The sequence below is a fragment of the Verrucomicrobium spinosum DSM 4136 = JCM 18804 genome, from assembly GCF_000172155.1.
Taxonomy (GTDB): domain Bacteria; phylum Verrucomicrobiota; class Verrucomicrobiia; order Verrucomicrobiales; family Verrucomicrobiaceae; genus Verrucomicrobium; species Verrucomicrobium spinosum.
Genome location: NZ_ABIZ01000001.1, coordinates 6,088,510 through 6,113,825, shown reverse-complemented (window position 1 = coordinate 6,113,825; position 25,316 = coordinate 6,088,510). Strand labels below are relative to the sequence as shown.

At 59.9% G+C, this 25,316-nt stretch carries 25 protein-coding genes; 19 read left to right on the top strand and 6 right to left on the bottom strand.

The annotated features are described in order from the left end of the window. Positions 1 to 191: 191 nt before the first annotated feature. The 8 genes from VSP_RS24915 (at position 192) to VSP_RS24880 (ending at position 6,261) form a co-directional block, all read left to right on the top strand. Positions 192 to 1,532: a class I adenylate-forming enzyme family protein gene (locus tag VSP_RS24915; protein ID WP_009964112.1), complete on the top strand. Its 1,341-nt coding sequence runs from the start codon at positions 192 to 194 to the stop codon at positions 1,530 to 1,532. Between the two features lie 194 nt (positions 1,533 to 1,726). Further along, entirely contained in the window at positions 1,727 to 2,119 is a 393-nt protein-coding gene (locus tag VSP_RS24910) for a VOC family protein (RefSeq protein ID WP_009964111.1), read from the top strand. 93 nt (positions 2,120 to 2,212) lie between these two features. Beyond that, positions 2,213 to 2,548, top strand: a complete 336-nt coding sequence (locus VSP_RS24905) for a hypothetical protein (RefSeq protein ID WP_029190738.1) — start codon at positions 2,213 to 2,215, stop codon at positions 2,546 to 2,548. Positions 2,549 to 2,567: 19 nt separating this feature from the next. Further along, positions 2,568 to 3,278 (top strand): NlpC/P60 family protein, encoded by a 711-nt coding sequence (locus VSP_RS24900; RefSeq protein WP_157211042.1) that lies wholly within the window; start codon positions 2,568 to 2,570, stop codon positions 3,276 to 3,278. Positions 3,279 to 3,347: 69 nt separating this feature from the next. Continuing rightward, positions 3,348 to 3,695 carry a L,D-transpeptidase family protein gene (locus tag VSP_RS44020; protein WP_053332386.1) on the top strand — a complete coding sequence of 116 codons (348 nt, stop codon included), beginning with the start codon at positions 3,348 to 3,350 and terminating at the stop codon, positions 3,693 to 3,695. Continuing rightward, the gene (locus tag VSP_RS37315) at positions 3,692 to 4,012 is read left to right on the top strand and encodes a M28 family peptidase (protein ID WP_009964108.1); all 321 of its coding nucleotides are present in this window, start codon (positions 3,692 to 3,694) and stop codon (positions 4,010 to 4,012) included. Before VSP_RS44020 ends, VSP_RS37315 begins: the two co-directional genes overlap by 4 nt. A 477-nt stretch (positions 4,013 to 4,489) precedes the next feature. Further along, entirely contained in the window at positions 4,490 to 4,903 is a 414-nt protein-coding gene (locus tag VSP_RS24890) for a hypothetical protein (RefSeq protein ID WP_009964107.1), read from the top strand. 614 nt (positions 4,904 to 5,517) lie between these two features. Beyond that, the gene (locus tag VSP_RS24880) at positions 5,518 to 6,261 is read left to right on the top strand and encodes an FkbM family methyltransferase (RefSeq protein ID WP_198141226.1); all 744 of its coding nucleotides are present in this window, start codon (positions 5,518 to 5,520) and stop codon (positions 6,259 to 6,261) included. 93 nt (positions 6,262 to 6,354) lie between these two features. Here the strand turns inward: VSP_RS24880 and VSP_RS24875 are convergent, their stop codons facing one another. Then, complete coding sequence (locus VSP_RS24875; protein ID WP_009964102.1) at positions 6,355 to 6,996, bottom strand: 3-keto-disaccharide hydrolase; 642 nt, start codon at positions 6,994 to 6,996, stop codon at positions 6,355 to 6,357. A gap of 228 nt (positions 6,997 to 7,224) precedes the next feature. Between VSP_RS24875 and VSP_RS24870 the strand changes: the two genes are divergently transcribed. Then, a complete protein-coding gene (locus tag VSP_RS24870) occupies positions 7,225 to 7,503 on the top strand; it encodes a DUF167 domain-containing protein (RefSeq protein WP_009964101.1) in 279 nt (92 codons plus the stop codon). A gap of 249 nt (positions 7,504 to 7,752) precedes the next feature. Here VSP_RS24870 and VSP_RS24865 read toward each other — a convergent pair whose 3' ends face one another. After that, positions 7,753 to 8,214, bottom strand: a complete 462-nt coding sequence (locus tag VSP_RS24865) for an AP2 domain-containing protein (RefSeq protein WP_009964100.1) — start codon at positions 8,212 to 8,214, stop codon at positions 7,753 to 7,755. A gap of 94 nt (positions 8,215 to 8,308) precedes the next feature. Next, complete coding sequence (locus VSP_RS24860) at positions 8,309 to 9,169, bottom strand: aminotransferase class IV (RefSeq protein WP_044133660.1); 861 nt, start codon at positions 9,167 to 9,169, stop codon at positions 8,309 to 8,311. Between the two features lie 209 nt (positions 9,170 to 9,378). On the opposite strand from VSP_RS24860, the gene VSP_RS24855 reads away from it, so the two are divergent. The 6 genes from VSP_RS24855 to VSP_RS24830 all read left to right on the top strand — a co-directional run bounded on the left by VSP_RS24855 (position 9,379) and on the right by VSP_RS24830 (position 16,868). Next, positions 9,379 to 10,329 (top strand): DMT family transporter, encoded by a 951-nt coding sequence (locus VSP_RS24855; RefSeq protein WP_029190735.1) that lies wholly within the window; start codon positions 9,379 to 9,381, stop codon positions 10,327 to 10,329. Between the two features lie 109 nt (positions 10,330 to 10,438). Continuing rightward, entirely contained in the window at positions 10,439 to 12,505 is a 2,067-nt protein-coding gene (locus tag VSP_RS40005) for an FAD-dependent oxidoreductase (RefSeq protein ID WP_081452699.1), read from the top strand. Between the two features lie 85 nt (positions 12,506 to 12,590). Beyond that, a complete protein-coding gene (gene lgt / locus VSP_RS24845; RefSeq protein ID WP_029190734.1) occupies positions 12,591 to 13,532 on the top strand; it encodes a prolipoprotein diacylglyceryl transferase in 942 nt (313 codons plus the stop codon). An 84-nt stretch (positions 13,533 to 13,616) separates the two neighbouring features. Next, a complete protein-coding gene (locus tag VSP_RS24840; RefSeq protein WP_157211039.1) occupies positions 13,617 to 14,822 on the top strand; it encodes a hypothetical protein in 1,206 nt (401 codons plus the stop codon). A gap of 222 nt (positions 14,823 to 15,044) precedes the next feature. Next, a complete protein-coding gene (locus VSP_RS24835; protein WP_081452698.1) occupies positions 15,045 to 15,947 on the top strand; it encodes a formylglycine-generating enzyme family protein in 903 nt (300 codons plus the stop codon). Between the two features lie 129 nt (positions 15,948 to 16,076). Further along, positions 16,077 to 16,868 (top strand): TatD family hydrolase, encoded by a 792-nt coding sequence (locus VSP_RS24830; protein ID WP_009964093.1) that lies wholly within the window; start codon positions 16,077 to 16,079, stop codon positions 16,866 to 16,868. 343 nt (positions 16,869 to 17,211) lie between these two features. Here VSP_RS24830 and VSP_RS40000 read toward each other — a convergent pair whose 3' ends face one another. Beyond that, positions 17,212 to 20,679, bottom strand: coding sequence for a PVC-type heme-binding CxxCH protein (locus tag VSP_RS40000; protein WP_009964092.1), 3,468 nt, complete (start codon positions 20,677 to 20,679; stop codon positions 17,212 to 17,214). Between the two features lie 179 nt (positions 20,680 to 20,858). On the opposite strand from VSP_RS40000, the gene VSP_RS24820 reads away from it, so the two are divergent. Further along, positions 20,859 to 21,260: a hypothetical protein gene (locus tag VSP_RS24820; RefSeq protein ID WP_009964091.1), complete on the top strand. Its 402-nt coding sequence runs from the start codon at positions 20,859 to 20,861 to the stop codon at positions 21,258 to 21,260. 77 nt (positions 21,261 to 21,337) lie between these two features. Here the strand turns inward: VSP_RS24820 and VSP_RS24815 are convergent, their stop codons facing one another. Continuing rightward, entirely contained in the window at positions 21,338 to 21,604 is a 267-nt protein-coding gene (locus VSP_RS24815; RefSeq protein WP_009964090.1) for an SDR family oxidoreductase, read from the bottom strand. Positions 21,605 to 21,698: 94 nt separating this feature from the next. Continuing rightward, entirely contained in the window at positions 21,699 to 22,226 is a 528-nt protein-coding gene (locus tag VSP_RS43680; RefSeq protein ID WP_009964089.1) for a LysM peptidoglycan-binding domain-containing protein, read from the bottom strand. A gap of 195 nt (positions 22,227 to 22,421) precedes the next feature. On the opposite strand from VSP_RS43680, the gene VSP_RS24805 reads away from it, so the two are divergent. The 3 genes from VSP_RS24805 (at position 22,422) to VSP_RS24795 (ending at position 25,208) form a co-directional block, all read left to right on the top strand. After that, positions 22,422 to 23,276: a sugar phosphate isomerase/epimerase family protein gene (locus tag VSP_RS24805; RefSeq protein ID WP_009964088.1), complete on the top strand. Its 855-nt coding sequence runs from the start codon at positions 22,422 to 22,424 to the stop codon at positions 23,274 to 23,276. Between the two features lie 40 nt (positions 23,277 to 23,316). Then, positions 23,317 to 24,681, top strand: coding sequence for a Gfo/Idh/MocA family protein (locus VSP_RS24800; protein WP_009964087.1), 1,365 nt, complete (start codon positions 23,317 to 23,319; stop codon positions 24,679 to 24,681). Positions 24,682 to 24,782: 101 nt separating this feature from the next. Beyond that, positions 24,783 to 25,208 carry a peptide chain release factor family protein gene (locus tag VSP_RS24795; RefSeq protein ID WP_009964086.1) on the top strand — a complete coding sequence of 142 codons (426 nt, stop codon included), beginning with the start codon at positions 24,783 to 24,785 and terminating at the stop codon, positions 25,206 to 25,208. Positions 25,209 to 25,316: the final 108 nt, after the last annotated feature.

Below are 25,316 nucleotides of genomic sequence, written 5' to 3'. Positions count from 1 at the left end.
CGGGGGGGAATCAGGCAGAGACGCTGTCATGGTCAATGACGGGCCCTGAATCCACACACATGTCGGGGCCTTCGATGTGGCGACTGCTTGCGAAACGGGTTGGATGGGCCTAGTTAGCGGTTTGGTTCCGGACGCTCCTATTCTGGCTGCCCGACACCGGGTCTAGTCCTTCTTCTTGCCTATCTTGATTGATGCCCACTCTCTACGACCTCTGGCTGCAGACTCTGAACCGGCACGCCGATGCTGTGGCGGTGAGGGACGCAGCCACGGGAGAGCAGTGGACCTTCTCTGCTCTGCATGAAGAGGTTGCCATGTTGCCCCCACTCACGCCCAGGCAGGTCCATGTGGCCACCGTCCGTGGGGTGGGCGGGGCGCGACAACTCGTGCTGGAGTGCCTGCGGGCGTGGAGAGACGATGCGGTCCTCTGCCCGGTGGAGCTGGATACTCCGCCCCTCTTGGCGGAGGCTGCGAGTCAGCGGGTGTGCTTCCCGCCAGAGATCTGCCACATCAAGTTCACCTCTGGTTCCACGGGGCAGCCTCGGGGGGTGCTCTTTCGCGGCGACCAGCTGGCGGCGGACGGGGAAAACATCCGACAGACCATGGGTCTGGACGTCTCATGCCCAAATCTGGCTGTGATCTCCCTCGCCCATAGCTACGGATTTTCCAACCTGATCCTGCCGCTGCTTCTCCAGGGGCACCCCATGGTGCTGGTGCCGGATCCCATGCCATCATCCAAAAGGCAGGCACACGCATTGGGCATTCGCTACACAGTGCCCGCTGTCCCTGCCATGTGGCGGGCCTGGCACCAGGCGGGATTGTTGAAGGATGCGCCCATTGCCCTGGCCATCTCGGCAGGGGCTCCTTTGCCCCTCCAGCTGGAGGAGGAGGTCTTTGCGCAGGCCGGGATCAAGATCCACAACTTCTACGGCTCCAGCGAGTGCGGCGGCATTGCCTATGATGCCAGCCCCGAACCGCGGAGCGATGCCAGCTACGCCGGCCAGGCCATGCACGGGGCGGGGCTGACGCTGGGGGAGGACGGGTGCCTATGTGTGCACAGTCCGGCGGTGGGGGAGGGCTATTGGCCTGCGGAAACCGAGGATCGTGCAACCTTGGGGGGCGGGAAGTTTCGCACCTGTGATGTGGTGGACCTTAATGTCGAGACCGGTGGAGTGACCATGCGGGGACGCCTCAGTGACACCATCAATGTCGCAGGCAGAAAGCTGAACCCTGCCGAGGTGGAGGCGGCCCTGCTCACGTGCGACGGTGTCCGCCACTGCGTCGTCTTCGGCGTGCCCAGCGCGGACGAGGTGCGGTGCGAGGAAACGGTGGCCTGTGTGAATGTGGACGCTTCCGCCGGAGTCCGGCAGGAGGACTTGGTGCGCTGGATGGGGGAACGTCTTCCAGGCTGGCAGCGCCCCCGTCGGTACTGGCTGCGGCAGGACCTCGTGCCGAACGCGCGCGGCAAGCTTTCCCGGGCGGAATGGAAGGGGAAGTTCCTGGAGACGGGATGGGCCGGATTGTTGAAGGACTGACAGCCCGGGGTTTTGAACTGCAATTGGGTGGATTTGATTGCGTGATACCAGAGGGGCAGGTAGTCTTGAAAAGATCTTCAACAAATTTCGCAGCATTCTTGACCATTCCCTGGCGGTTTGCAGTCCGGTTGTGATGTCAACAGGGAGGTCGAGGGCGAGAAAAGTGGCAACGATTCACCCCCAATGCGACTCCCATGATCATCCAGCGCCTTGACCACATCGTGCTCACAGTGCGTGATGTTGACGCATCCTGCGCCTTCTATGCTCGCGTGCTGGGCATGGAGGTGGTGACGTTTGCTGGTGGACGTCGGGCTCTTAAGTTCGGTCAACAGAAGATCAATTTGCATCCGGCAGCCGCCCCCGTGGCTCCGCACGCCATGCATCCAACACCGGGCTCGGCCGATCTTTGTTTGATCACGACGTCACCCATGGATGTGGTGTTGGCTCATCTGGCGGCGCAGCATGTGTTTGTCACAGAGGGGCCGGTGCCGAGGACGGGTGCGATGGGGTTGATCACGTCGGTTTATTTCCGTGATCCGGATCTGAATCTGGTGGAAGTGGCGGTGTATGGGGAGGTGCCTTCCTAAGACAGGATTAACAAGATGAAGAATGGGGGCAAAATGAGATTTAACCATAGCGGTCACGGCGTTTCACAGAGTGGGACGTTTGAGTTGCGACATATGAAACTGTTTGGTGGAGGGGTGCTACTACGACTGTCTGAGATCAAGAATGATATGAAGGGGTGGTTCGGTGCATTGGGGTTCGGGTTCGCGTTGAGAGGTTTGTTGTCTGCGGCGGAATCGCCCGAGGGCGGTGTCGGTTTGTTGCCGGACGGTGAAACAGGCGTGCTGATCTGCTTCAAGTGCAGTGAGTTGGCCATTTACGGTGCGATGGTACCGCAGAACAAGGTTAAACCCTTTCCCAGTCCGGTAGTGGAGTCGCTCATGAACCGTCTCCTGGACAAGCACAAGGTGGAGCGGGATGATCCGAAAAAGAGGGGGGCGACGAAGGAGTGATGGAGGGTATGACGCGACAATGAGAAGGTTGGTGATTTTGATGACGGTGGGGGCGGTGCTGGCGATGGCGTTGATCTCGATCAATCCCGTGAGCAGCGCAATGCTCCGGTTGGCGTTGGTGGGCTCTATTGCCGTGGTGTGGCTAGGAGTGCTGATCCTGGCATGGCCGAGCAAAGGGTTTCGCCTTGGCTGGGCGATGCTGCCGGGACTGGTGGCGCTGCCGTTCTTGCTGCCGGGGCGGAAGATGGACGAAGTGGAACTGCGACGACGCTATGTGGAGGCATTGTCGGGGTTCGAGGGCTCACCCTATCATTGGGGAGGGGAGGCGTATCGAGGGATTGATTGCTCGGGTCTGCCGCGCCGGTCTTTGCGCCAAGCGTTGATGGCCTATGGGACGGGGCACGCGGATGGCGGCGCGTTACGCATGGCGCTGGAGCATTGGTGGTATGACGCCAGCGCGAAGGCCTTGAGTGAAGGCTACCGGGGCTACACGGTATCACTGGGGCGCAAGGGCACCGTGAAGGAGATGGACTATGCCGGACTGAAACCGGGAGATCTGGCAGTGACTCAGGGTGGAGCTCATGTGCTTGTCTATGTGGGTGGGAATCGCTGGATCCAGGCGGACCCTGGACTGGAGAAGGTAGCGACGCTGGATGGAAGGCGGGATGAGAACCATTGGTTCGGAACCAAGGTGACGTTGCATCGATGGATCGTCTTGGCGGATCCGTAGTCAGCGCAGTGCTTGTCAAAGGACAGAGAAGCGATTGCCGGGACGCAGCGACCGGTCAGTTTGGAGATCATGTCGTTTCTCAAAGTTGGATCGCGAGCCGTTTTGGCTGGCTCCAGCGTGGTGGTCCTCCTTCTGGTGTGGGCCAACTGGCCAGCCTCACCGTTGCCCAAGGGGACCAGGGCTGACCGGCTCGTGGTAATCAAGTCGCAACGGACGCTGACGGTGTGGAAACATAACAAGGTCTTGGTGGTGTATCTAGTGTCCTTGGGCGGACAACCAGTGGGGGCAAAGTCCATAGAAGGCGACCAGCGGACGCCAGAGGGAGTCTATCCTTTACGACAGCACCGGGATCACAGGGCAAGCCGAAGGGGCTGCCTGTCTCCCTTCCGGATCAAGGAAACTTTATCGGTCTCGTGAGCAACTCCAAGTCCAACCGGATCGCATCTAAAGTATTGCGGGCGGTGGGCACATGGGGCAGTCGCTCGCCCCTTGTATCGCTGAAGGTGTTGTGCGGCCTGGAGAAGGTCTTTGGCGATCTGTTGCGGAGCGACCATACTCCATTCTGGAAAGCCGGGTTGCCGGCGCTCATGTGGACAGGCGCTTCCAACTTTCGCAACCCCCACTACCATCGGCCTAGCGATCTTCCTGAAATGCTGGACTACGAAGCCATGGCGGATGTGACGAAAATGGTGGTGGGCTATTTGGTGGGTGCCAAGGGGCGCAGTGAACGCTGAGCAAAGTCGTGCGCAAAAGAAAGATGGCCTGTGCGCTTTTTGTTTCGACTTCTTGCAGGGCCAGCATTGATCGTCTGGGCGGTTCGATTCAAAAAAGCCAGAAAAGATCAAAGTGACTCGTACCGGCAACCGTTCCCTGGGAAGGAGCCGTGCATGGAAGTGTGGCGCCCCCGAGGTGAGGTCTATGCGGCCCTGATCTGGATCGGGCTGCGACGATTTTTTTCAGGAGAAAAAGTTAGATCCTGAACCGCCGCCGGGATCTGTCGAGACCGTCTGCCGGGATGCTGGCAGGGGTGGACCCTTCCCAAAAGCCTGAAGAGGAAAAGTGGTGCTTTGGGATGATGGAACGGGTAAAAGTGCTGCGAGGGGGTGGACAACAGGGAGTTCGGGTGATATGGCGGGGCGGTCGGGGCAGGAGCAGAGGGCTCACCCTGGTATTCTTGCGTTCGCCAAAAAAATATTTCATCACCTACCCCCATGACCTCGCTCAGAGACGCCGTTGGCCATTTGTATCAAGCCCTTGAAGATCTGGCCCAAGATCATGAGGAGCTGACCGATACGGATGTGCGGGAGGCGCTGGCGGAGACGCTGAACCACTATTTCACCTGGGAGCAGCCGCAGGAGACCATGCCGGAGACGTACTTCATGTTCAGCGCCAAGGGAGACCGTGGCGTGGCCCATGCAGTGGCGGAGTTCCTGGCGGAAGCCCTGCCTGCGGCGCACGCAGAGGGCGTGGGTCCTGGGCAGCCCCGGCACGATGTGCTACAGGATGACTCCATCTCCACGGACAACGGCGAGACCTACGACCTGTTTATCGGCCAGAGCGATGAACCCCGCCCGGTGACTGCCCTTCAAGCCATTCGGTTTGAGCCGGGCGAGTATGACGAATAAAAGGGAAGAGGGGAAAGAGATAAGGGATGAGGAGCTGAGTTGCATTCAGCCCCGTTTCAGTGGACATCGACGTGAGTCACCTGCCATTTCCGGTGTGAGGAATCACGCTGGCGAGAGTCGCTGGGAATGGCTGATGGCCGGCTGACTCTGGATCAGGTTTGAAAAAGCGTGTTTCAGAGGGAGATGGTCGGTGGGCTGAATCGCATGAAATGGGCTGTTGCAGCGCTCTTGATGGTTTTGGCGGATGTGTGCGATGGTCCGGGCGGCGGGGGTGACAATGCCCATCTTCTGGAGAAAGGAGAGGATGCGATGAGCAGGCACATCGACTGCGTTCTGGACTGAGCGGAGGAATCTGTGCAGCGGGGCCGGTGGATCTGCTGCGGAGGCCCGCAGAACGATTCCGCCGTGACGGGGTATGTGACAAAGGGCGGAGTGGTGAGGCTATCGATCAAAAGGTTCTGAGGAAAATTAGCAAAATGGGAGGGGAAAGTGTGGAGGTTTGAGGGGGTGGCACTTGCGGAAGCGGGTTTGGCTGGGTTCGAGGATTGTGGAGAATATGGATGTTGCGAAGCTGTAGGTTGTGAGGTGCGCGTTCCTGTGCAATGGGTCGCGACATGTTGAAGGATGTGATTAAGACGATGGCGGGTCGTTTGGGCTATACGATCTCGAAGACTGCTTGTCGGCGCGATGGTGGGGGGAAGTCGGCGATGGGGGAACTGAAGCGCCTGATGAACGGGGTGATTGAGCCGGTGGTGTTTGATGTGGGGGGCCACCATGGAATGATGGTGAAGGCGTTTCGCGAGTTGTTGCCGGACAGCCGGGTGTACTCTTTTGAACCCTTCCACGAGTCGTTTGAGGTGCTTAAGGCGAACGTGGCTGGAGACTCGAGGGTTCGCGTGTTTAACTATGGTCTGGGCGAGGAGGACGGGCCCCGGACGTTCCACGTGAACGAACATGAGCAGACGAACTCACTTTTACCAACAGATGGTGAAGGGGCGGTGACCTGGGGGGAGGGGCTGCTGACGACCCAGCGGACCATGACGGTGGAGATCCGGACGCTGGATGCCGTGATGAAGGAACTGGAGGTCCCGCGGATCGATCTACTCAAACTCGACGTTCAAGGGGCGGAGCACCTGGTCATGGCGGGCGGTCGAACGGCTTGTGCAATGGGAAACATCCAGGTGCTGTACTCTGAGATCATCACCCGACCGACCTATCAGGGGCAGAAGCGGCTGGATGAAGCGCTACGGTTCTATCACGAGTTGGGTTTTGATCTGCATAACTTCTACAACGCCTCTTTGACCAGGGAGAATCAGTTGCGGCAGGTGGATGCGATTTTCGTGAGGAGGGGAAGGTAGAAGCGTGAGGTAGTCGCAAAAAAAGGCAGCCGGTGAGGGCTGCCTTTTTCGTTTGGATCGGATGAGGGACGAGTGACCTGGCCAGGTCTTGGATCAGGGGAGAGGCTTGATCTCCAGATCTTTGTAGAAAGCGACGCTCTTGGGGTCGTGGCCCTGGATGGCTATGGTTCCTTCGCTCAGGCTGCGGCCGGGCATGCCTTTGAGGGACTTGGTAGGATCCCAGTCATCGGGCTGCGTCCAGTCCACGGTGGTTTTGCCGTCGATTTTGATCGTGATGTGCTTGCCTTCCACCTTGATGTAGTAGTCCGACCAGACGTTGTCCTTGTTGGGAGCGTTGTCGAGCACGTCCTGCACCGCGTAGAGGCCGCCCGTTTTCTTGCGGTCCGTATGGGTGGCGTTCACCTGGCACTCATAGCCTTTTTCGGGCCAGCCCTTTTCCTGATAGGCGGTGTGGATGTAGATGCCGCCGTTGGCACCGGGGGTGGTCATGAACTTGGCCTTAAACTCGAAGTTCTTGAACTTGGCGTTGCCATCAGCACCGACAAAGAAGATGTGGGCGCGGCCGCCGGAGACCTTGAGATTGCCGTCTTCCACGGTGAAGACGCCGGGCACTTCTTCGTTTGATTTCCAGCCAGAGAGGTCTTTGCCGTTGAACATGCTGGTCCAGCCGTCTTCGGCAAGGGCGACGGCGCTCATGGCGATGACGCTGAGGAGGGTGAGAAACGTGGTATTCATCGGACGCGGATTTTGCACGAGGGCGGGTGGTTGTCACCCAAATTCGGCGGGACAAGGGTGGCTGGGTGCGCGTGGAGACAGGATTAACAAGATTTTAGAAGGATTTACAAGTGGGGGAGGAAGGGGGACCGTGGCTTGTGCGGAGCGCCCTCTCGGTATTCTGGTCGGCCTCCCTCACATGATTCAGGCCTGGAGTATTGGGGAAGGCCGTTCTAAGGTCAGCCTCTGATGGGAGATGACTCAGTGAATCTGGCTTGCAAGGTGACGCCGAATGCGCGTCGCAGTGAGATCGTTGGCTGGGGGGCGGATGAGCAGGGGAGGGGCGTACTGTTGGTCAAACTGGCGGCTCCAGCGCTGGAGGGGAAGGCCAACAAGGAGCTGGTCCGCTTTCTGGCGGAGCAGCTGGGCTGTGCGAAGGGGGAAGTCAGCCTTTTGAGGGGGGATGCCAGCCGCACTAAACTTCTGCGGGTGCCTGGCAAGGCTTACGAGAGGCTTCCGTCCCCGTAGTTGTCCGGCGGGGACCAACGGCAGGCCTGGCTCCGGCCAACAAGAAACCCCAGCCCGGTCGTCGCTCGATGGCGGCGGCTGAGGATGGGGTTTGCTTCAGGTCTGGTGTCTGGCGAGATTTCTTTTTGAATGCGGGATTCCCCCCAATGGGGGTGCTCTTGCACAGAGCGTTTGGAGGGAATCCCAGCGATCAGATCGCGGCTGGATCATTCACGGCAGGCCAGCACCCAGGCGCTGGCCCGCAGCAAATCAGCCTTTGATCTTGGAGACGGCTTTCTTACGGCACTCGACGGCAAGTTCCCAAGCCTTGTCGAGACCGAGCTTGGCGACGGAGAAGGACTTCTTCACCACTTTACCAGGTTCGGGGCTCCAGGAAGCCTCAACGTGCTCATAGACATATTTCTTGTCGTCTTTGGTCACGATGGTCTTGCGGAGACGGACACCACGGTAGCCGGAGGTGTTGCGGGCGGAGATCTTTTCCGCGAGTTCACGCCGGGTGTAGGGTTTGAGTTTCTTCTCCATCTTGTCGCGAACGGTGCGAGCCTGCTCCAGGGCGCCCTTCTTGCCGCCATGGGCGGAGTCAGAGAAGAACTGGTTGAAGCGTTGTCCGCGACGATAGATGCGGACTTCGAAGCCGCGCACGGGGCGCTTGCCTTCACCACCGGTGTTTTCAATCCGGGTGATGTTACGGTTGTTTGGATCTTTGGCCATAGTTAGTGGGTGGGTTAGGGTTTCTTGGTTGTTTTGCTGGGGTTCTCCATGATGCCTTGGTGGGGCAGATGGGCCTGTTTTTGGCACGAGCGTTTCACGGGTCAGTGTGAGCGCTGATGAGCTTCCTGAACAAGCCCCTCAATTGGAGGCTTTTTGGGCCAGGGCATAGGGAAAGGGGAATGTCGTCCACATGCGAAATGGGATGGATTTCGCGGATGGATGACGTCAAAAAAGCTTCCTCTGCCTCGCGCAGGGAGGAAACGGGAAGATTGTCTTCAAATACGGGGATCCGGTGCTCGTGGCAGAGCTCCAGCACCCTCTCACGGGTGATGCCGGGGAGACAGCCTGAGCTGAGCGGCGGGGTGTGCAGGCTGCCTTGGTGAACGAGGAAGACGTTGGTCGTGGCACCTTCGCAAAGATGCCCCGCCGTGTTCGCAAAGACAGGTTCACCAGCACCGTGGGTACGGGCGTGGTTCAGGGCGATAACATTCTCGCCGTACGAGATGGATTTCACCCCGGCCAGAGCGCTGCGCTCGTTGCGAGTCCACGGGACGATGACCACGCGCTCAGCATCTCCCCGCTCCACCACCTGCGCCGCCGTGCAGACCACCGTGGGCTCCACCGCGCCTCGCGGGGCTCCCAACGTCCCCGCCCCTGAGGTCACGGTCACGCGCACCCGTGCATCCGCATCCTCCAGATGGTTGGCGGTGATGGTTTGCTCGATCATGTCTTTAAATGCGATGAAAGTGGGAGTTTGGACGTTTATTTTTTGGCAGGAATTCACCAGTCTATTCCAATGACGCATAAGGGAAAAAGGTTTTCCCTTATAGGTCTTTAGGGTTTCGAATACACCGTCACCCACTGAGAACCCTTGATCCTGTGGGGACACATGAGCTTCGCTTTGCGGCACCACATTGCCCCGAAACCAAACGAAAGGTTCAGCAGGAGACTTCATGTAGTTGTGACTGGAGCACGGAACCATCGTTCACGGAAAAACTGGGTGGATCAAACCTATCATACATTAGGGTGGTGGAGTAGTGGACGGAAAAACTGGATTGGGTCGAGCGGGGTCTGGTCGGAGAAAATGCCGGGCAATTCGTTCTCACGCGAGGAGAGGGATGATGAGACTTGCTTGTCCTGACGTCGCTGCTAACGCAAGGGGACATGCTGCCCGCCATCCTCACTGCCATCTTGTTCGCAGGTTCAGGCATATGCGGGCAGAGGGCCGCAGTGGGCCTGGGGGCGCTGAAAGCCAACGCCCTGAGGCTGTTGCTGGCGACCCTGGTATTGGGATGTTTGGCGTGCTGGACTGGGCCGGTGGATCTCACTACGTGTACGGCGCAACGATTGTTCTACAGTGGCGTTGTAGGATTTGGGGTGGGGGATGTCGCGCTTTTTCTTGCCTATCCGAGACTGGGGGCGCGCCTTACCCTGCTCCTGCATTTGTGCAGTGCGCCATTGTTTGGTACCATAGGGGATATTTGGCTGGTTGGTACTTTTCTGACGCTGCATCAGGCCTTGATGGGCGGGGTTATTTTGTGCGGTGTGGCGTTTGCCCTGAGTGCGGGGCTGCGATTACCTCCTGCCTTGAGGGGTGCGGGGCATCGTTCGGCCGTTCGTTGGGGGGTGTTGTTGGCACTGCTGGCAGGTTGTGGGCAGGGCTTTGGGGCCGCATTAAGCCGCCTGGCGCAGGCAGAAGCGGTCCGCGAGGGATTGGTGGTCACCGGCATTGGGCAGGCTTTTTTGCGCGTGCTGCCCGGGATGGGCTTTGCGCTGCTGACCTGGTGTCTCTCGATGAAACTACCCAACTGGCTAGGTGGAAGGAGGGGCGCAGATGATCGAGAATTTATTCCAGGTGCAAACAAGGTTATAAATCGACGGGCATGGCTCTGGTTGCTTGTGGCCGCCACTTGCGGGCCTATTGGGGGCGTCAGTTGTTTTCAGTGGGCTCTGGGTGAGTTGCGCAGCGGGGTGGTGCTGTCCATCACTGCCACAACGCCGTTGCTGGTCATGCCACTTTCCTATTGGCTGGAACAGGATCGTCCTGGCTGGCGCGGCGTTCTTGGCGCGATTATCGCGGTGGCAGGCGTGATTGGCATGGTTGTGGCAGCGTGAGCGGTGCCTGGAATCCGTATGATGAGAGTTGGGCAAGGGCTCACGCCGCTACCCAACGCGACAAAAACATCACTCGCCTTGCCCCCATTCTTGCTATGGTCTTCTGAGCATGAGTTCACCTTCCCCCCGGCACTATGACGTTCTAATCCTTGGCGGCGGATTCGCTGGTGTGTACTGCGCCCAGCGGTTGGTCAAAAGGTTAGAGGGGACCGGCAAATCGGTAGGAGTCATCGCACGGGAGAATCACATGGTCTTCCAGCCGATGCTGCCGGAGGTGGTGGGAGGCTCCCTGGCCCCCCGGCATGTCGTGAACCCCATCCGCCTCATCTGCGACGGCGCGGATGTCTTCCGGGGTCTGGTGAAATTGGTGAACCTGCCCGGAAAGCGGCTGCTGTTGGACGGTGGGGTGACCGCTGGCACGGTGGAGTTCACGTTCGATCACATTGTTTTTGCCCTGGGTGCGGAGGTGGATTTGACCCGCATCCCCGGGATGAGCGAGCACGCCTATCTGGTGCGGAACTGCGGCGATGCCATGAAGCTGCGGGCCACCATCATCGGCCGGATGGAGGAGGCCAACCTGATCTCCGATGCGGCTACTCGACGCCACTTGCTGAGCTTTATTGTGGTGGGCGGCGGTTACTCCGGGGTGGAAACGGCTGGCCAGATGATCGATCTGCTGCACTCCATGTGCCGCTTTTATGAGCAGGTGCAACCGGAGGACTTCAGTGTCACGCTGGTGCACAGCGGGGAGAAAGTGCTGCCCATGCTTTCGGCCAAGCTGGCGGACTACACTAGCACCCAGTTGCAGAACATGGGGGTGAAGATCCTCTTCAAAGCCCGGGTGAAGGCGGCCACCGCCCGCACGGTTATTCTGGATGACGGGCGGAAAATCGATGCCTACACGGTGGTCTGCACCGTGGGGAATGCTCCCCATCCGCAAATTTTGGCCCTCGGTGCGTCTGGGGACTTGCCGCTGGAAAAAGGGCATGTGGTGGTGGAGGCGACCGGCCAGGTGAAGGGCTGCACGCATGTCTGGGCAGCCGGGGATTGTGCCTCCTTCCCGAAAGCGGGGGGCGGCAAGTGCCCGGAGACGGCACAGTTTGCCTACCGTCAGGGCCTGTTGGTGGGGGACAACATCGCGGCCTGCTTGCAGGGGCGGTCACTTGCTCCGTTCGCATTTACGGGGCTGGGAGAGCTGGCCTCCATTGGTCACCGCAAGGCGGTGGCGGAGATCTTTGGCTGGCATTTTTCTGGAATCATCGCCTGGTTCATGTGGCGGACCATCTACTTGATGAAGCTCCCGGGACTGGACCGGAAGCTCAGGGTGATGTCTGAATGGACGTTCGATCTCTTTTTCCCGCGGGATATCAACCTCCTCACGCCTCAATACTCCTCGCCCATGGAGGAGATGCATCTGGAGGCCGGGGATCCGTTGTTTCATAAGGGAGAGCCTGCCTTCTCCTTCTACGCCGTGAAAAATGGGCGGGTGGACATCACTGACGAAAGCGGTGAGGTGGTGAAGTCGGCTCTGGCGGGCGATCACTTTGGCGAGCGGGCTCTGCTGGAGGACCATATCTGGCGGTACACTGCGACTGCCAAGGAACCTAGCACCCTGGTGGCCATCGATGAACGCACCTTCCAGAAGCTCGTCAGCTCGATCGGTTCCCTGAGCACTCTCTTCCGCCGCACAGCGGAGACCTATGACAGTGCGCAGGAGATTGAGCATGTGATGGCCAAACTGCCCCAGCGGGCCCGCAGCGGCACGGCAGGTGACCTGATGGTGCGCCAACTGGCCTCCCTGAATGAGGAAGATCGCCTGGACAAAGCGCTGGACCTTTTTCACCGGGAGCGGCACAGCACCTATCCGGTGCTGGATGCGGAAGGGCGGGTGCGTGGGCTGCTGCGTCGGGCCGACTGCTACGAATGGCTGAAACACCATGCCATGGACCCAGGCACGCTGGTGAAGGACCTGCCAATCAAGCGAGCCATGGTCATTGCCACCCACATGCCACTGCCGGAAGTGTTCGAGCTGATGATTCGCACGGGGGCGAGCAAGGCGGTGGTGTGTGATGCTGATCAGAAACTGGTGGGCATGCTCACCCTCTTTGACCTGCTCACCGCTCCGACCGAAGCTGCCCCATCCCCGGAAGAGCTGGCGGCCGTGCCTGCGATGTAGCTTGCCTTCCCCGGCAGGGTGACTAATGGGTGTGGCCCGCTTTGCAGGGCTGCCCTGCCCTGCGTTTGTTTCAGCCCCTTCCCGAATGCCCGCCACGCTCGCCTACTACCTCCACGATCTCAATCCAGAAGTCATCCGCTTCAGCAAGAGCCTGGCGATCCATTGGTATGGGCTGGCGTACGTGTTGGGGTTCTACTGCTGTTACCTCGTGATGGTGCGACTGGCCCGCCGGGGCTATGGGCAGCTGAAGGCGGAGCAGGTGGGGGACTTCATCACCTACGCGGCGCTGTTTGGCGTGGTGGCCGGGGGAAGGCTTGGCTACATGCTGCTATACAACTTCAACGAGTTCATTCGTAGTCCGCTCATCATCTTCAAGCTCTGGGACGGCGGCATGGCCAGCCATGGCGGGATTGCGGGGCTGGCATTATTCACTCTCTACTGGTCGTGGCGACACAAGATCTCCTGGACAGGGCTGGGGGACAATCTCGTTGTGGGCGCGCCGCTGGGCATCCTGTTCGGCCGCATGGCGAACTTCATCAACGGCGAGCTCTACGGCCGGCCCACGGACGTAGCATGGGCCATGAAGTTCCCCACTGAGCTTCATCAGATGGATGTGCGCCCGTCCGACTGGGGCTTGCAGGCAGCCGGGGATGTGTTCCCCCAGCATAGCCCCGACATTATTGCCCTGGTGAAGCAGGTCCCCGATGGGATGCAAAAGCTGGAAGCCGCCCTGCACCCGGTCCATCCATCCCAGTTGTATGAAGGCTTCGCAGAGGGCGCTTTCCTCTTCACGGTGCTCTTCCTGGTCCGCACCCGGGTGAAGAACCTCCCCAATGGCGTCCTGACTGGCATCTTCTTCATCCTTTACGCCATCGCACGCATCGTCTGTGAAAACTTCCGTGAGCCTGATTCCAGCCTTATCATGGGCATCACCAAGGGGCAGTTCTACTCCACGTTCATGATCCTGATCGGGGTGGCGTTCATTGCCTGGGCCTATCTTGTGAACCGCAAAAAAATGCCCACCTAGGGGGCCCTGCCAGGGGTGGCGAAGTTTGGGGTTTGAATTTTGAAGTTTTGCGAAAGGGGCGGGTCTCATGCTAGCATGTGCTTCATGATCCCCCGACGTCTTATTGCGGCTGCCGCTGTGGCCATCCCCCTGCTACCAGCGCTGCTGGCGGCTGATCCGGTAGCGGAGTCCAGGCCATCGGTCGGGGTGCCTTCCGCGACCGAAGTCGCTCCCGCTGTCCAAGCGCCTGCTGGCACGGACTTTGTCCGCTTTGTTGAGGACGATGCTGGAGCCCGTCTTCAGACGGGCATTGCTTCGTATCGGAACAAAGAAGGCTTGGTCGTGGATCTGATCGGGGCGATCCATGTGGCGGACCAGGCTTACTTCGAGAAGCTCAATGCGGCGTTCAAAGGCTACGAGGTCGTCCTCTATGAGATGGTGGGCGGCCCCATCAGCCAACGCGAGCGCCGTGAACTGGCTGCGGAGAAGGCCCGGCAGAAGCCGCAGGATCTGGCCAAGAAGCCAGGTGACGCGAAGCCAGCCTCTCCTGCGGCACCGGCCCCCCCTGCTGAAAAGAAGGTCCCGGCGCCCAAGGGGGGAGCCCGTGAACTCGGCCTTGAGCAAAAGGTTGCCGATCTTGAGGCTTACATGAAGGGCACGACGGGGGCGACTCCCGCTGAGGAGGCGTTTGAGGCGGAGGAAGACGCTGCCGCAGGCAAGCTCTCCTGGCTGCATGGTCTGCACGCCACCCTCCAGAACACGCTGGCTCTGAAGGGTCAGCTCGATGTGATTGACTACCATGCGGCCAATTTTGTCCATGCCGATATGAGCCTCGCGGAGTTCGCCGTCATGCAAAACCAGCGGAACGAAGGATTCGTTGCCCTCTGGCTCAAGGCCGTGCAGGTACAGATGAACCAGCCGCAATCGAGTGCCAGCCAGCCGGGATTGCTCAAGATCCTGGAGATCCTCTGCCGCAAGGACAGCGCCACAGAGCTCAAGCGTCTTTTTGGTCGCACCTTCGACAGTGTCGAGGCGGTCATGACGGGTATGGAGTCAGGGGACGGCACCGTCATTGTTTCAGAGAGAAACAAGGTGGCTCTTCGCGTCCTGCAGCAGCAGATCAAGGCGGGGAAAAAGCACCTCGCCATCTTCTATGGCGCAGCCCACCTGCCCGATATGGAGAAGCGCCTGCTGGCGATGGGATTTACGCTGCAGAAAAACGAGTGGGTGACGGCATGGGATCTGCCGCCGCCGCCGCCCCCGGTGGAGGCGACCGTCACAAAGCCCAAAGACGAGCGACAGAATCCCTGATTTGCCTCGTTCCCAAGGGCGGCAAAGTCACCGCCGCTGCCCCGATCCCCACACTGACATAAATAGTTCATGGCCGTCGTTTCCCTGCCTCTGTCCCGTTGCATCTTTGGTCTCTTGTCATTGAGCCTTCTGCCGCTGGGTACCCATTGCTCACCATCCTCCAGTCAACCCACGGGCCCCAGGAATACCTCCAGGACTCCTCCTGGAGCGACTCCGGCTGGTATGGTCTGGATTCCTGGTGGAGAGGCTTTGATGGGCGACAACGTGCGGCGGGAGGAGAGTCCCGTGCATGAGATCGCCGTGGATGGATTCTGGATGGACGAGCATGAGGTGACCAACGCTCAGTTCGAGGAATTTGTGAAGGCCACGGGCTATGTCACGACTTCAGAACGAGTCCCGAAGGTGGAGGACTTTCCAGAACGGTTGCGGCCGATGATCAAGCCAGATCAACTCAAGCCGGGGGCGGTGGTTTTCACCCCGCCTGCGGTGGCTCCGCCCAATCTCGATAATTTCCTGGAATGGTGGCGCTATATTCATGGGGCCGACTGGCGTCATCCTGAGGGCCCCAGCTCCAGCATCAAGGAACGTATGAACCACCCGGTGGTCTGTGTGTCATGGAAGGATGCCGAGGCCTATGCCAAGTGGGCGGGCAAGCGCCTGCCGACGGAAGCCGAGTGGGAGTATGCAGCGCGTGGGGGTGTAGGGCCCACCAAGCGAAACACCTTTACTTGGGGGGAGAATGGTGAGCAGAGGGTGAAGATGGCCAATACTTGGACAGGGTCTTTTCCCGTGGAAGATCGCGCCGTGGATGGCTTCAAAGGCACCGCGCCGGTGAAGAGTTTCCCGCCCAATGAATTCGGGCTCTATGACATGGCAGGAAACGTCTGGGAGTTTGTCGCCGACTGGTTCCATCCCGACTACTTCCGCAACAGCCCAAAGCTCAACCCTCCCGGACCCAGCGTGGGGTACGATCCCAACGAGCCGGATCTCCCAAAGAAGGTGATCAAAGGCGGATCCTTCCTGTGCAGCCCTCTCTACTGCACCGGCTACCGGCCAGGGTCGAGGATGTTCAACGATCCGGACAGCAGTGCGGATCATACCGGCTTCCGGTGTGTGAAAAATTAGGCAGGGGTTAAGGGTTAGGGGTTAGATGTTATGGGTTGTGAGCTGGTGAGGACGGGATTGCCGACGATGGAACTTGAGATCGTGAGCTTTCCACCTAACGCATAACCCATAACTCTACACGCTTCCCCCATGCTCACCGATACCCATGCTCATCTTGCCAGCCGGCAGTTCGCCAATGATCTGCCTGAGATCATCGAGCGGGCCCGGGCGGCGGGGGTGAAGCGGATCATTTGCATCGGCACCACGCTGGAGGATTCCAAGCGGGTGCTGGAGATAGCCGACATGTATCCTGAGGTGGAGGCGACTGTGGGCATTCACCCCTGCGACGCGGACACTGTGAAGGGGGATGGCTTCGTGGAAGAGTTGAAGGATCTCGCGCGACACCCCAAAGTGGTCGGCATCGGGGAGATCGGCCTCGACTACTATCACCAGCCCCCGGAGGGCTTCACGCTGGATTCGTGGAAAGAACAGCAGGCGTTTGTCCTGGAGCGGCAGCTCGAGCTGGCGGCGGGGCTCAAGCTCAATGTGGTGCTTCACAATCGGGAGAGTTTTGAGGATCTAGTCGCGCAAGTTCTGCCGTGGTCAGACCGGCTGCGTGGGGTCTTTCATTGTTTCACAGGGGGCAGTGAGCAGGCGTTGCCCTTGATTGAGCGCGGGCACCTCGTGTCGTTCACCGGGATTGTCACCTTCAAGAACGGGCAGGTGATTCAGGAATGCGCCCGCGCGGTGCCGTCGGGCGGATTCATGCTGGAAACAGACTGCCCCTATCTGGCCCCCATGCCATTCCGTGGAAAACGCAATGAACCTGCGTATGTGGCGAATACGGCGGAGTTCGTGGCCTCATTGCGGGGAGTGAGATTGGAGGATCTGGTGAGTGAGACCGGGGCAACGGCGGCAGCATTCTTTCGGAAGCCGGCGTAGATCGTGGGTGTAGTGAGGGGAGGTTGGGGCGAGCGGACCCTCAACGCAAGTTTGGAATTTCGAACCCGGAGGGTTCACCATGAATAGCCACGGGTTAGGCGAGTTTAGCGAGCCAAACCCGTGGAAAGCGTTAACACCTGCTACCGCGGAGCGGTAGGCCTTGGGCGGGTGCTGCCCACATGGGATGTTTGTCTGCGCTGATGGCCTACCGCTTTGCGGTAGTGTTTCCTCCTGACATTTTCCATGGGTTTCACTCGCTACGCTCGTTTCACCGCATGGCTATTCATGGTGAACCCTCCGGGTTCGAGCGCGTGGGTGGGTCTGTTCTCCCTAGTTGGTGGCTTTACGATTTCCTGGCCAGGAGGTATTCCAGCAGATCATTCAGCGCCTGCCCCGCCAGCACTTCGTTCAGTCCCATGGGCATCAGGGAGTATGGTGACTCCTGGTCTTCGGCAATGTCGGCCTTTTTTACGGCATGTTCCTGACCGGCGGCATCGGCAAAGATGAGCTGGTCATCCTGCTCCCGTCGCAATAGGCCTCCCAGCACACCGCCGTCGCGCTTCTTCACAAAGTGCATCCGGAACGCCGGGTCCACGGCGCGGTTGGGGTCGAGAATGTCCTCCAACAACCGCTCGGCACCCCGTGCACCGATGCCGTCGAGTTGGGGGCCTACCAGGTTGCCCTTCACCCCGATACGATGGCACACGGCACAGTTTGTTTGAAACAACTGTTCGCCTGCCGCGGCGTTGCCCCGTTCACGAGTGAACGCGGTGAGGCGGCTTTTGAGCATTTCGTCCAATCCGGCGTTCACTGGCGGCAGGGCGCGGGTGATTTCATCCAACCGGCGGGTGATGTCTGCCAGGTTCAGCGCTTGCAGTTTCCCAGTGACCACGGGGTCGGCCAGGACGCGAGGGGGCGCCAGTTTGAGCAGTTGGGAGCTCTGTTCCGGGGTGGCGGCCATGGCGGTCGCCAGTTTCACCTGGGTGCGGTAGGGCTGTTCTTTGAAGGCCTTGTCAAGGAGTGCGGCCGTCTGAGACGGCTGCGTGAGGAGGCTGAAGACCAGCGGTGCCAGTTCCGCCTCCCGCGCCAGTGCTGCGAGAGGCTGGAGTGAGGGCTGGGCAGTGACGAGAGCTTCTGCAATGAGCGCCCGGGTGGCAGGGGCAAGGGACCCAGTGGGGGCTACCACCTTCTGCAACTGACTCACTCCGTGCGGCGTGGGGAAGTCTCGCACCAGTTGAGCCAGGGACGCGATGCGCCGGTTCAAGGTCTGTGCATCGTCATCGGGATAGGCCACTGGTTGCGGGGTGAAGCGTCCCGTCGCGAGCCAGGCGTAGGCGGTGCCACTGTCGCCATCCACGAGTTCGAGGTAAACGCGAGGCAAGGCCTGTCCCAAGGCTTTCAGAGCTTCTTTCTGTCGGGAGAACGTCCAGGCCACGGGGAGAGCCCGGTCCTGACGGGGCGGCCAGGCGGTGGCCAGGATTTCATGGCTGAGCGCATCTCTCAACCTTACGACGTTTCGCCCGTGAGGTGGTTGATTGGTCGGGCCGCTGTGTCCGGCGATCCAGAATTCAAGTTGATCCGGCAGGTCAAAATCTGGAGAACGTAGAGTGCCTGTCAGCTTCTCACCGCCGGGAGGCAGGCTGCCCAGAAAGGCGCCCTCACTCCCGTCCTCACTGGACCGCTGCTGGAGCACCCAGGGGTTGTTTCCTGTGCCCGTGCGAACCCAGCCCGGTTGCTTCACCTGAATGAGCCATGACTGCAGGGCGGATTGCAGGCTTCCGGCCCATTTCTCCACAGCGCGGCCAGCTGGTTGCCCCGCCCGCTTTCTGCCCTCTGTGATGGCGGCATAGAGTTCCAACTGGGCATCCAGATCGCCGGGGTGGCATTTTTCCACCAGCTCCACCAACTCGGTCTCGAGCTCTGGACCTGCCTGTCTGGCGACGTGGGCCAACAAAGGACCCGCGCCACCCACAGCCTGGAAGTAGGCAGGGGAGGCGAACTGCTGCAGGCGCCGCAGCAACCATCGCGCAGAGTCAGGAGAGGGGATGGCGCAGACGACGAGCAAGAGTTCCCGCTCGACAACCTCATCCAGCCGCCCCTTTGCGAGCGAGCTCCAGTCGGCGGTTGTCTGACGTCGCAACACGCTTTGCATGGCCAGTCGCCAGGCGTATTGCATGCGCAGATCACCTTCAGGCAACCGGGCGCGAAGGTCGAGGAGTTGTCCGACCTCCGGCGCGTGATCTCGATACGGGACAGTTTCCAGAACGACAGAGAGGAGGTGTGGATCGGTCTGGGTCCAATCGAACGTGTTCTTTTCCGCGAGCGAGCGAACACGATGAATCGCTTCCAGCGGATCGACGCCGGAGGGTCTTGTCCTACTGGCTGCCTCCAGCCAGACCATTGAAGCGCTTTGCCGCGCATTCTCTGGGGCGACTCTCTCCAGTATCTGTTGCGCCTCGCTTGCCGCAGGCCCGCTGAGCCGCTCTTTCAGCTCTGCCACCGCCAGGCCCCGCAGGGTGAGGCTGGCGTCACCGAGTCTGGTGATGACGTCTTCCGTAGTCATCTGGTGCAGGGCGGTCTGGCGCAACGCACGGGTGGCATCCTTCTTCACCACCCGCCAGATGCGTCCGCTGGCGCGGTCCCGGCCTGGGTGATCCAGCGGCACCTCGTAGTGACCGATGATGCGATTGTAGAAGTCCGCGATGTACAGTGCGCGATCCGGGCCCAGTTGCAGATCCACCGGGCGGAACCACGGATCCGTGCTGGTGAGAAAATCCGGCCTCTCATTCGCCTTCGGCGTGCTGCCCGTGAAGGTGATCAGGTCCTGGTTCACCCTGGAGGTGACGGGATTTCCCACCAGCATGTGATCGTTCCATTCAGGCCCCCAGACATTTTGATCCAGGTACACCACGCCAGCGATGCCGGTGGAGCCGTGGGCATGCTCACACATGACCGGAGCGAAGCCCAAGCCATCGTGAGGGCGGCCGAAGCTGGGATAGGATGCCCCGGGAATGAGCTGGTAGATGGGGGAACTGTGGCAGTCGGCGGAATAGAGATTGCCTCGCGAGTCCCAGCATAGGCCAAAAGGGTTCACCTGGCCGGTGGTCCAGCGTTCCACTCTCGAACCATCGGGGTTGAACCGGAAGACATTGCCGCTGTTGAGATCCAGGGGGATGCCATCCTTCGCTTTGAAGTGGGAGGTGTTGGAGAAGCCGTGGGTGGCATAGACCCAGCCGTCCAGCCCGAGGCGCAGGCTGGAGATCATCCCGTGGGTGTCCTTCTCGTAGCCCAGCGGTCCAAAGAGAATGGTGCGGCGGTCACAAATGCCGTCTTCGTCCGTGTCCTCGAAGTGGACGATGTTAGGGATGCTCCAGGCGATGCAGCCTTTGCCGTAGGGCAGCACGCCGGTGGGGATGTTCAATTCATTGGCAAAGACGGTGGAGCGGTCGGCGCGACCGTCACCGTCCAAGTCTTCCAAGATGCGAATGGTATCGCGTCCTCCTTTTGCGCGCACACCCCCGTTTTCCCATCTCTCTTTGGGCACAGCATAGGGATACTCCAGGGTGCTTGTGACCCAGAGTCTTCCGCGCCGGTCAAATCCCAGATTGATCGGTTTGCCGCCGAGTTGGGCGTCATCGGCGAAAAGTTGCACCTCAAATCCTGACGGGACCTGGAAGGTGGCTTGTTCCTGCACTGCACTGAGCAGCTCCGTGTCCCGGACCAGACGGTCCTTGGATTCCTGGCCGTAGATGCCTGCGCCCCAGCCACTGGCGAAGATCAGGGGCAGGTAGAGTGCTCGAGGAAGGTGCATGACCTTCTCATACGCAAGCAGGGTGGGGAAACTTCAGGTGGGCAACACCGCACTAGATCAATCACCTCATCTCAAAGGAGGGAACATTGACGGGTGGGTTGGTTTGTGCTGTGATTTGTCGAATTTTTCTCGCAGCCTGCGGACTAACAACCCTCCAGTTCACTTTCAACACCTTCGCTATGAGTCTAGGAATCTATCCCGTCTTCCATCCACCTGTGTCAGATGCCAGCTTCGACAGCCATGGGGAAGACCTGGCCCTGGAGTTTGAGGCACTGGATGAACTGGCAGAGGAATATGAAATCCCGGCGCTTTCTTCATTCGGTGACACCCGTGAGATTCCTGAGGACTTCGAAGGAGGCCCGGACGAATTGGACGAGCTGCTGGGACCGTGCGAAGAGTGGTTTGACTGTTCCCAAGGCATCGCCGCGTTCGAGTCACTGGCGAGGGTTATCCTTCAGAATCCCGATGCAGCAGAGGCTCTGGAGACCCCCGAAGCTGTGGCTGATGACCTGATGGCTCTGGTAGAAGTGCTCAAGATCGCAAAGGCTCAAGGAGCCCAGTTCCGGCTGGAGATGAGTTAGGTGCCGCAGCTCGCGTCCAGTCTGCGAAGGTTCAAGGAAATGGAGAGGCTCGTGTGACGCAGGCGGAGTTCAGGGGATCAGGCTATGTGATACACCAACCCGCCATCTACGCGGAGTGCGGCTCCGTTGGTGGCGAAGGCTCGCGGGCTGGAGCCAAAGGCCACCGAGTCGGCGATCTCCCACGGTTTGATGAGTCGGCCGATGAAGGAAAGCGGGTGGTCGCGTTTCATAAACTCGGGTCCAGCTTCCTCCACACTCAGGTCCGGGAAGAGCCCTTGCGCCATCTCGGCGACTCTCTCCGTTCCGGTGGAACCGGGCAGGATGGTGTTGACGGTCACCTGCATGTTCGGTGGTGGTGGATGCACACAAAAAAGCCAGGCCCCGTCTCAGCGGAGCCTGGCTGGAGGTGTCTTGAGAGAGAGACCTCTATGGGAGAACTTACGGGATCTTGAGGGTCTGCCCGGGGCGGATGGTGTCTGAGGACAGTCCGTTGACGCTCTTGAGCTTGCTCACGGTGGTCTTCTTGTTGAGGGCGATCCGGTAGAGGGTGTCGCCCTGCTTCACGGTGTAACTGCCTCCCTTGGCCACGGGCTTCTTGGCAGCGGTTTTGGCAGGAGATTTCTTGGGTGTGGACTTGGCGGCCACTGTTTTCTTCTTGGCTGGGGCAGGGGTGTAGCTCGGCTGTGGCGGTGGGGTGTAGGAGGGCTGCGGAGGCGGAGTGTACTGCTGGTACTGGGGAGCGCTGTTGGACGCGTAAGACGGCGTCGGCTGGGGCTTGGTCTTGCTCGGAGCAGTGTACTCCTGATAGCCGGGCTGGCCGGGATAGGGATTGTAACCGCCATCAGCCCCTGCGCTGGTGTACTCCTGGTAGTCTGAACCGCCACCAGCGGCACCCTTGGTGGTTTTGCAGGATGTTGCGGCGACGCAGAGGGCTGCGGCGGCAGCCAGGATCAGAGCGGGCTTCATGGAAAGGAGTGGTGAAGGTGGAGGTGGAGATGCTGGTGAAACCGTACGCCAGCGCAAGCGAAAGATGATTAACGGGGGTTAACTATCGCTGTGATAGGCACCGTTGCAAGCGGCTTTGCCTTGTCTGATTTAGCCTACATTTTCACGCACCGAGGAGTTGCGTCCCCCGCGGGGACTCCCTAGTCTCGCAGTCCCATGAAAATCGGATTTAACCTGTTGCTCTGGACCGGTCACGTGACCGAAGAGAATTTTTCCCTGTTCCCCAAACTGAAGGCCGTGGGCTATGATGGTCTGGAGATCCCCATTTTTGACACGAGCGATCCCGCTCACTTCAAAACCATCGGGCAGGCGTTGAAGGACAATGGCTTGGAAGCCACCGCGGTGACAGTGCTTCCGGACGAGGCACACAACGCGATCAGCCCGGATGCCAAGAACCGCCAGGGCGCGATCGACCACCTGAAGTCCGTCTTTGAGTGTGCCCACAATGCGGGCGTGCAGGTGCTTTGCGGCCCTTACTATCAGGTGCTGGGCCAGTTCACCGGCCGTTTCCCTACGGAAACTGAGCTGGAACACGCCGCCGAGGTGCACCGCGCGATCTCGCCTGTGGCTGAGGCCGCAGGGGTGAAGTGCGCGATCGAAGCCCTGAACCGCTTCGAGTCCCACTTGCTGAACACGATGGAGCAGGCTGCCAGCTATGCCAAGCGGGTCAACCACCCGAACTTCGGCACGATGTATGACACCTTCCACGCCAACATCGAGGAGAAGGACCCGATAGGGGCCATCGACACCGTGTTCAACTCAGGCAAGCTGAACCACGTCCATATTTCTGAGAATGACCGCGGCACTCCCGGGCGGGGCCACGCCCCCTGCCGTGAGGCGATCCGCAAGCTGAAGGGGCTGGGCTATGATGGCTGGCTCACGATTGAGGCCTTTGGTGGCTCCCTGCCAGACCTCGCCGCTGCCACCCGCGTGTGGCGTGACTTCTTCTCCTCCCCTGAGGAAGTTTATACGGAAGGCTACGAACTGATCAAGAGCACGCTGGCTGAATAGAATGGCGTGAAGTGCACGTTAAAGTGAACTTGTTCCAACCATGACTACGCACGAATCCAACCACCATGCCATCTACGTGCCTGAAAAGGCGTCGCGTCGAGGCTTCCTCCGCGGGGCTCTCGCCGCGGGCACTGGCGTCGCTCTCAGCAATGCCACTCACGCCTTCGCCGCCTCCGGCAAGGATATTAAAATCGGCCTCATTGGCAGCGGCGGTCGTGGATCCGGCGCGGCAGACCAGGCACTGAGCAGCCCCAACAGCGGCTTCAAGCTCTGGGCCATGGCAGACGCCAGCAAGGAGCGTCTCGACGGTTCCTACAGCAACCTGAGCAACAAACACGCCGACAAGGTGGCTGTGACCGACGACCGCAAGTTCGTGGGCCTGGACGGGTATGAGAAGGTGATCAAGGAGTGCGATCTCGTGATCCTGGCGACTCCTCCCGGGTTCCGCCCCTATCACTTCGAAGCGGCGGTGAACGCCGGTAAGAACGTGTTCATGGAGAAGCCTGTGGCCGTGGACGCTCCAGGCATCCGCAAGGTGCTGGAGATGGCCAAGGTGGCTGACCAGAAGGGACTCAAAGTGGCGACCGGCCTTCAGCGTCGCTACCAGAAGTGCTACCGCGATGCTCTGAAAGAGGTCAAGGAGAACAATATCATCGGCGAGATCGTCAGCGGCCAGGTTTACTGGAACGACGGTGGCGTCTGGGTGAAGGACCGCCTGGATGGCATGACGGAAATGCAGTACCAGATGCTCAACTGGTACTACTTCAACTGGCTCTGCGGTGACCACATCTCCGAGCAGCACGTGCACAACATCGACATCGCCAACTGGTTCATCGGCAGCACGCCGATCAGTGCCCAGGGCATGGGCGGCCGTGAAGTCCGCAAGGAAAAGAAGGGCGACACCCCCGGCAAGTACGGAGAAATCTTCGACCACCACTTCGTCGAGTTCACCTATGCCAACGGCGTGCGTGTGAACAGCCAGTGCCGTCACCAGAAGGGCTGCTTCAACCAGATCCGCGAAGAATTCCACGGCACCAAGGGCATCTTGTACCTCAAGAACGACAACAAGTGCTACGCCACGGATTACAAGGGCAACGTCATCTGGAAGTATGACTTCCGCCAGAAAGATGAGAACCCCTACCAGGTGGAGCACAATGAGCTTCAGGACGCCATCCTGAACAACAAGCCCAAGAACGACGCTTACTACACCGCCGAGAGCACCATGACCTCCATTCTGGGGCGCATGGCCACCTACGGCGGCAAGGAAGTGAAGTGGGACGATGCCATCAAGAGCGAGATCCAGCTCATGCCGGCGAAAGTGACTTGGGAGACCGTGCCGCCGAGCAAGCCGGATGAATCGGGCAACTACCCGATCGCCATCCCTGGCGTGACCAAGGTGGTGTAGCCCAACCCTCCCGCCTTATTCTCGAGACCCCGGTTTGCCCACGGCAGGCCGGGGTCTCGCATTTCAGGAGGCGAAGAACAAGCGTCTTTTCATCCTCCTACATGGTGGTAGATTCTGCCATGGCCGCTCCAGACGACAACGCCCTCCACCAGCGAATGCTCAAACTGGGCATCCGGGAGGAAGATCTGGAGGAGACCTTCATCCGTGGCACGGGCGCGGGGGGGCAGAAAATCAACAAAACCTCCTCCACCGTGGTGCTCACACACGTGCCGACCGGCCTGGAAGTTCGCTGTCAACGGGAGCGATCTCAAAGCCTGAACCGGGTGGTCGCGCGGGAGGAGTTGTGCTCGAAGCTGGAGGAGAGGCTCGCTGCCGTGAAGCTGGAAAGGCGGAACGAAGTGGAGAAAAAGAAGCGCCAGAACCGCAAACGGCCGCGGGGACTGAAGGAGCGGATCTTGAAAACCAAGCACCAGCGCAGTGAGGTGAAGAAGCAAAGAAGCCGGGTACGGTCTGCTTCTGGAGACTGAGAGGACGGGGGAATTTTGAGCGGAGCCCAAAAGTTTGTTTGGGAAACTGCGAGCATCCGGGACATGTTGCCGTCTAATCGTTGCAACCTCAGCCCATCTGTGCACTCT

Excerpts from the sequence above, each read along its gene's own strand:
- VSP_RS24915 (WP_009964112.1), top strand. The coding sequence starts at position 192 with ATGCCCACTCTCTACGACCTCTGGCTGCAGACTCTGAACCGGCACGCC.
- VSP_RS24910 (WP_009964111.1), top strand. The coding sequence starts at position 1,727 with ATGATCATCCAGCGCCTTGACCACATCGTGCTCACAGTGCGTGATGTT.
- VSP_RS24905 (WP_029190738.1), top strand. The coding sequence starts at position 2,213 with ATGAAACTGTTTGGTGGAGGGGTGCTACTACGACTGTCTGAGATCAAG.
- VSP_RS24900 (WP_157211042.1), top strand. The coding sequence starts at position 2,568 with ATGAGAAGGTTGGTGATTTTGATGACGGTGGGGGCGGTGCTGGCGATG.
- VSP_RS44020 (WP_053332386.1), top strand. The coding sequence starts at position 3,348 with ATGTCGTTTCTCAAAGTTGGATCGCGAGCCGTTTTGGCTGGCTCCAGC.
- VSP_RS24890 (WP_009964107.1), top strand. The coding sequence starts at position 4,490 with ATGACCTCGCTCAGAGACGCCGTTGGCCATTTGTATCAAGCCCTTGAA.
- VSP_RS24880 (WP_198141226.1), top strand. The coding sequence starts at position 5,518 with ATGTTGAAGGATGTGATTAAGACGATGGCGGGTCGTTTGGGCTATACG.
- VSP_RS24875 (WP_009964102.1), bottom strand. The coding sequence starts at position 6,996 with ATGAATACCACGTTTCTCACCCTCCTCAGCGTCATCGCCATGAGCGCC.
- VSP_RS24870 (WP_009964101.1), top strand. The coding sequence starts at position 7,225 with ATGGGAGATGACTCAGTGAATCTGGCTTGCAAGGTGACGCCGAATGCG.
- VSP_RS24865 (WP_009964100.1), bottom strand. The coding sequence starts at position 8,214 with ATGGCCAAAGATCCAAACAACCGTAACATCACCCGGATTGAAAACACC.
- VSP_RS24860 (WP_044133660.1), bottom strand. The coding sequence starts at position 9,169 with ATGAAGTCTCCTGCTGAACCTTTCGTTTGGTTTCGGGGCAATGTGGTG.
- VSP_RS24855 (WP_029190735.1), top strand. The coding sequence starts at position 9,379 with ATGCTGCCCGCCATCCTCACTGCCATCTTGTTCGCAGGTTCAGGCATA.
- VSP_RS40005 (WP_081452699.1), top strand. The coding sequence starts at position 10,439 with ATGAGTTCACCTTCCCCCCGGCACTATGACGTTCTAATCCTTGGCGGC.
- lgt (WP_029190734.1), top strand. The coding sequence starts at position 12,591 with ATGCCCGCCACGCTCGCCTACTACCTCCACGATCTCAATCCAGAAGTC.
- VSP_RS24840 (WP_157211039.1), top strand. The coding sequence starts at position 13,617 with ATGATCCCCCGACGTCTTATTGCGGCTGCCGCTGTGGCCATCCCCCTG.
- VSP_RS24835 (WP_081452698.1), top strand. The coding sequence starts at position 15,045 with ATGGTCTGGATTCCTGGTGGAGAGGCTTTGATGGGCGACAACGTGCGG.
- VSP_RS24830 (WP_009964093.1), top strand. The coding sequence starts at position 16,077 with ATGCTCACCGATACCCATGCTCATCTTGCCAGCCGGCAGTTCGCCAAT.
- VSP_RS40000 (WP_009964092.1), bottom strand. The coding sequence starts at position 20,679 with ATGCACCTTCCTCGAGCACTCTACCTGCCCCTGATCTTCGCCAGTGGC.
- VSP_RS24820 (WP_009964091.1), top strand. The coding sequence starts at position 20,859 with ATGAGTCTAGGAATCTATCCCGTCTTCCATCCACCTGTGTCAGATGCC.
- VSP_RS24815 (WP_009964090.1), bottom strand. The coding sequence starts at position 21,604 with ATGCAGGTGACCGTCAACACCATCCTGCCCGGTTCCACCGGAACGGAG.
- VSP_RS43680 (WP_009964089.1), bottom strand. The coding sequence starts at position 22,226 with ATGAAGCCCGCTCTGATCCTGGCTGCCGCCGCAGCCCTCTGCGTCGCC.
- VSP_RS24805 (WP_009964088.1), top strand. The coding sequence starts at position 22,422 with ATGAAAATCGGATTTAACCTGTTGCTCTGGACCGGTCACGTGACCGAA.
- VSP_RS24800 (WP_009964087.1), top strand. The coding sequence starts at position 23,317 with ATGACTACGCACGAATCCAACCACCATGCCATCTACGTGCCTGAAAAG.
- VSP_RS24795 (WP_009964086.1), top strand. The coding sequence starts at position 24,783 with ATGGTGGTAGATTCTGCCATGGCCGCTCCAGACGACAACGCCCTCCAC.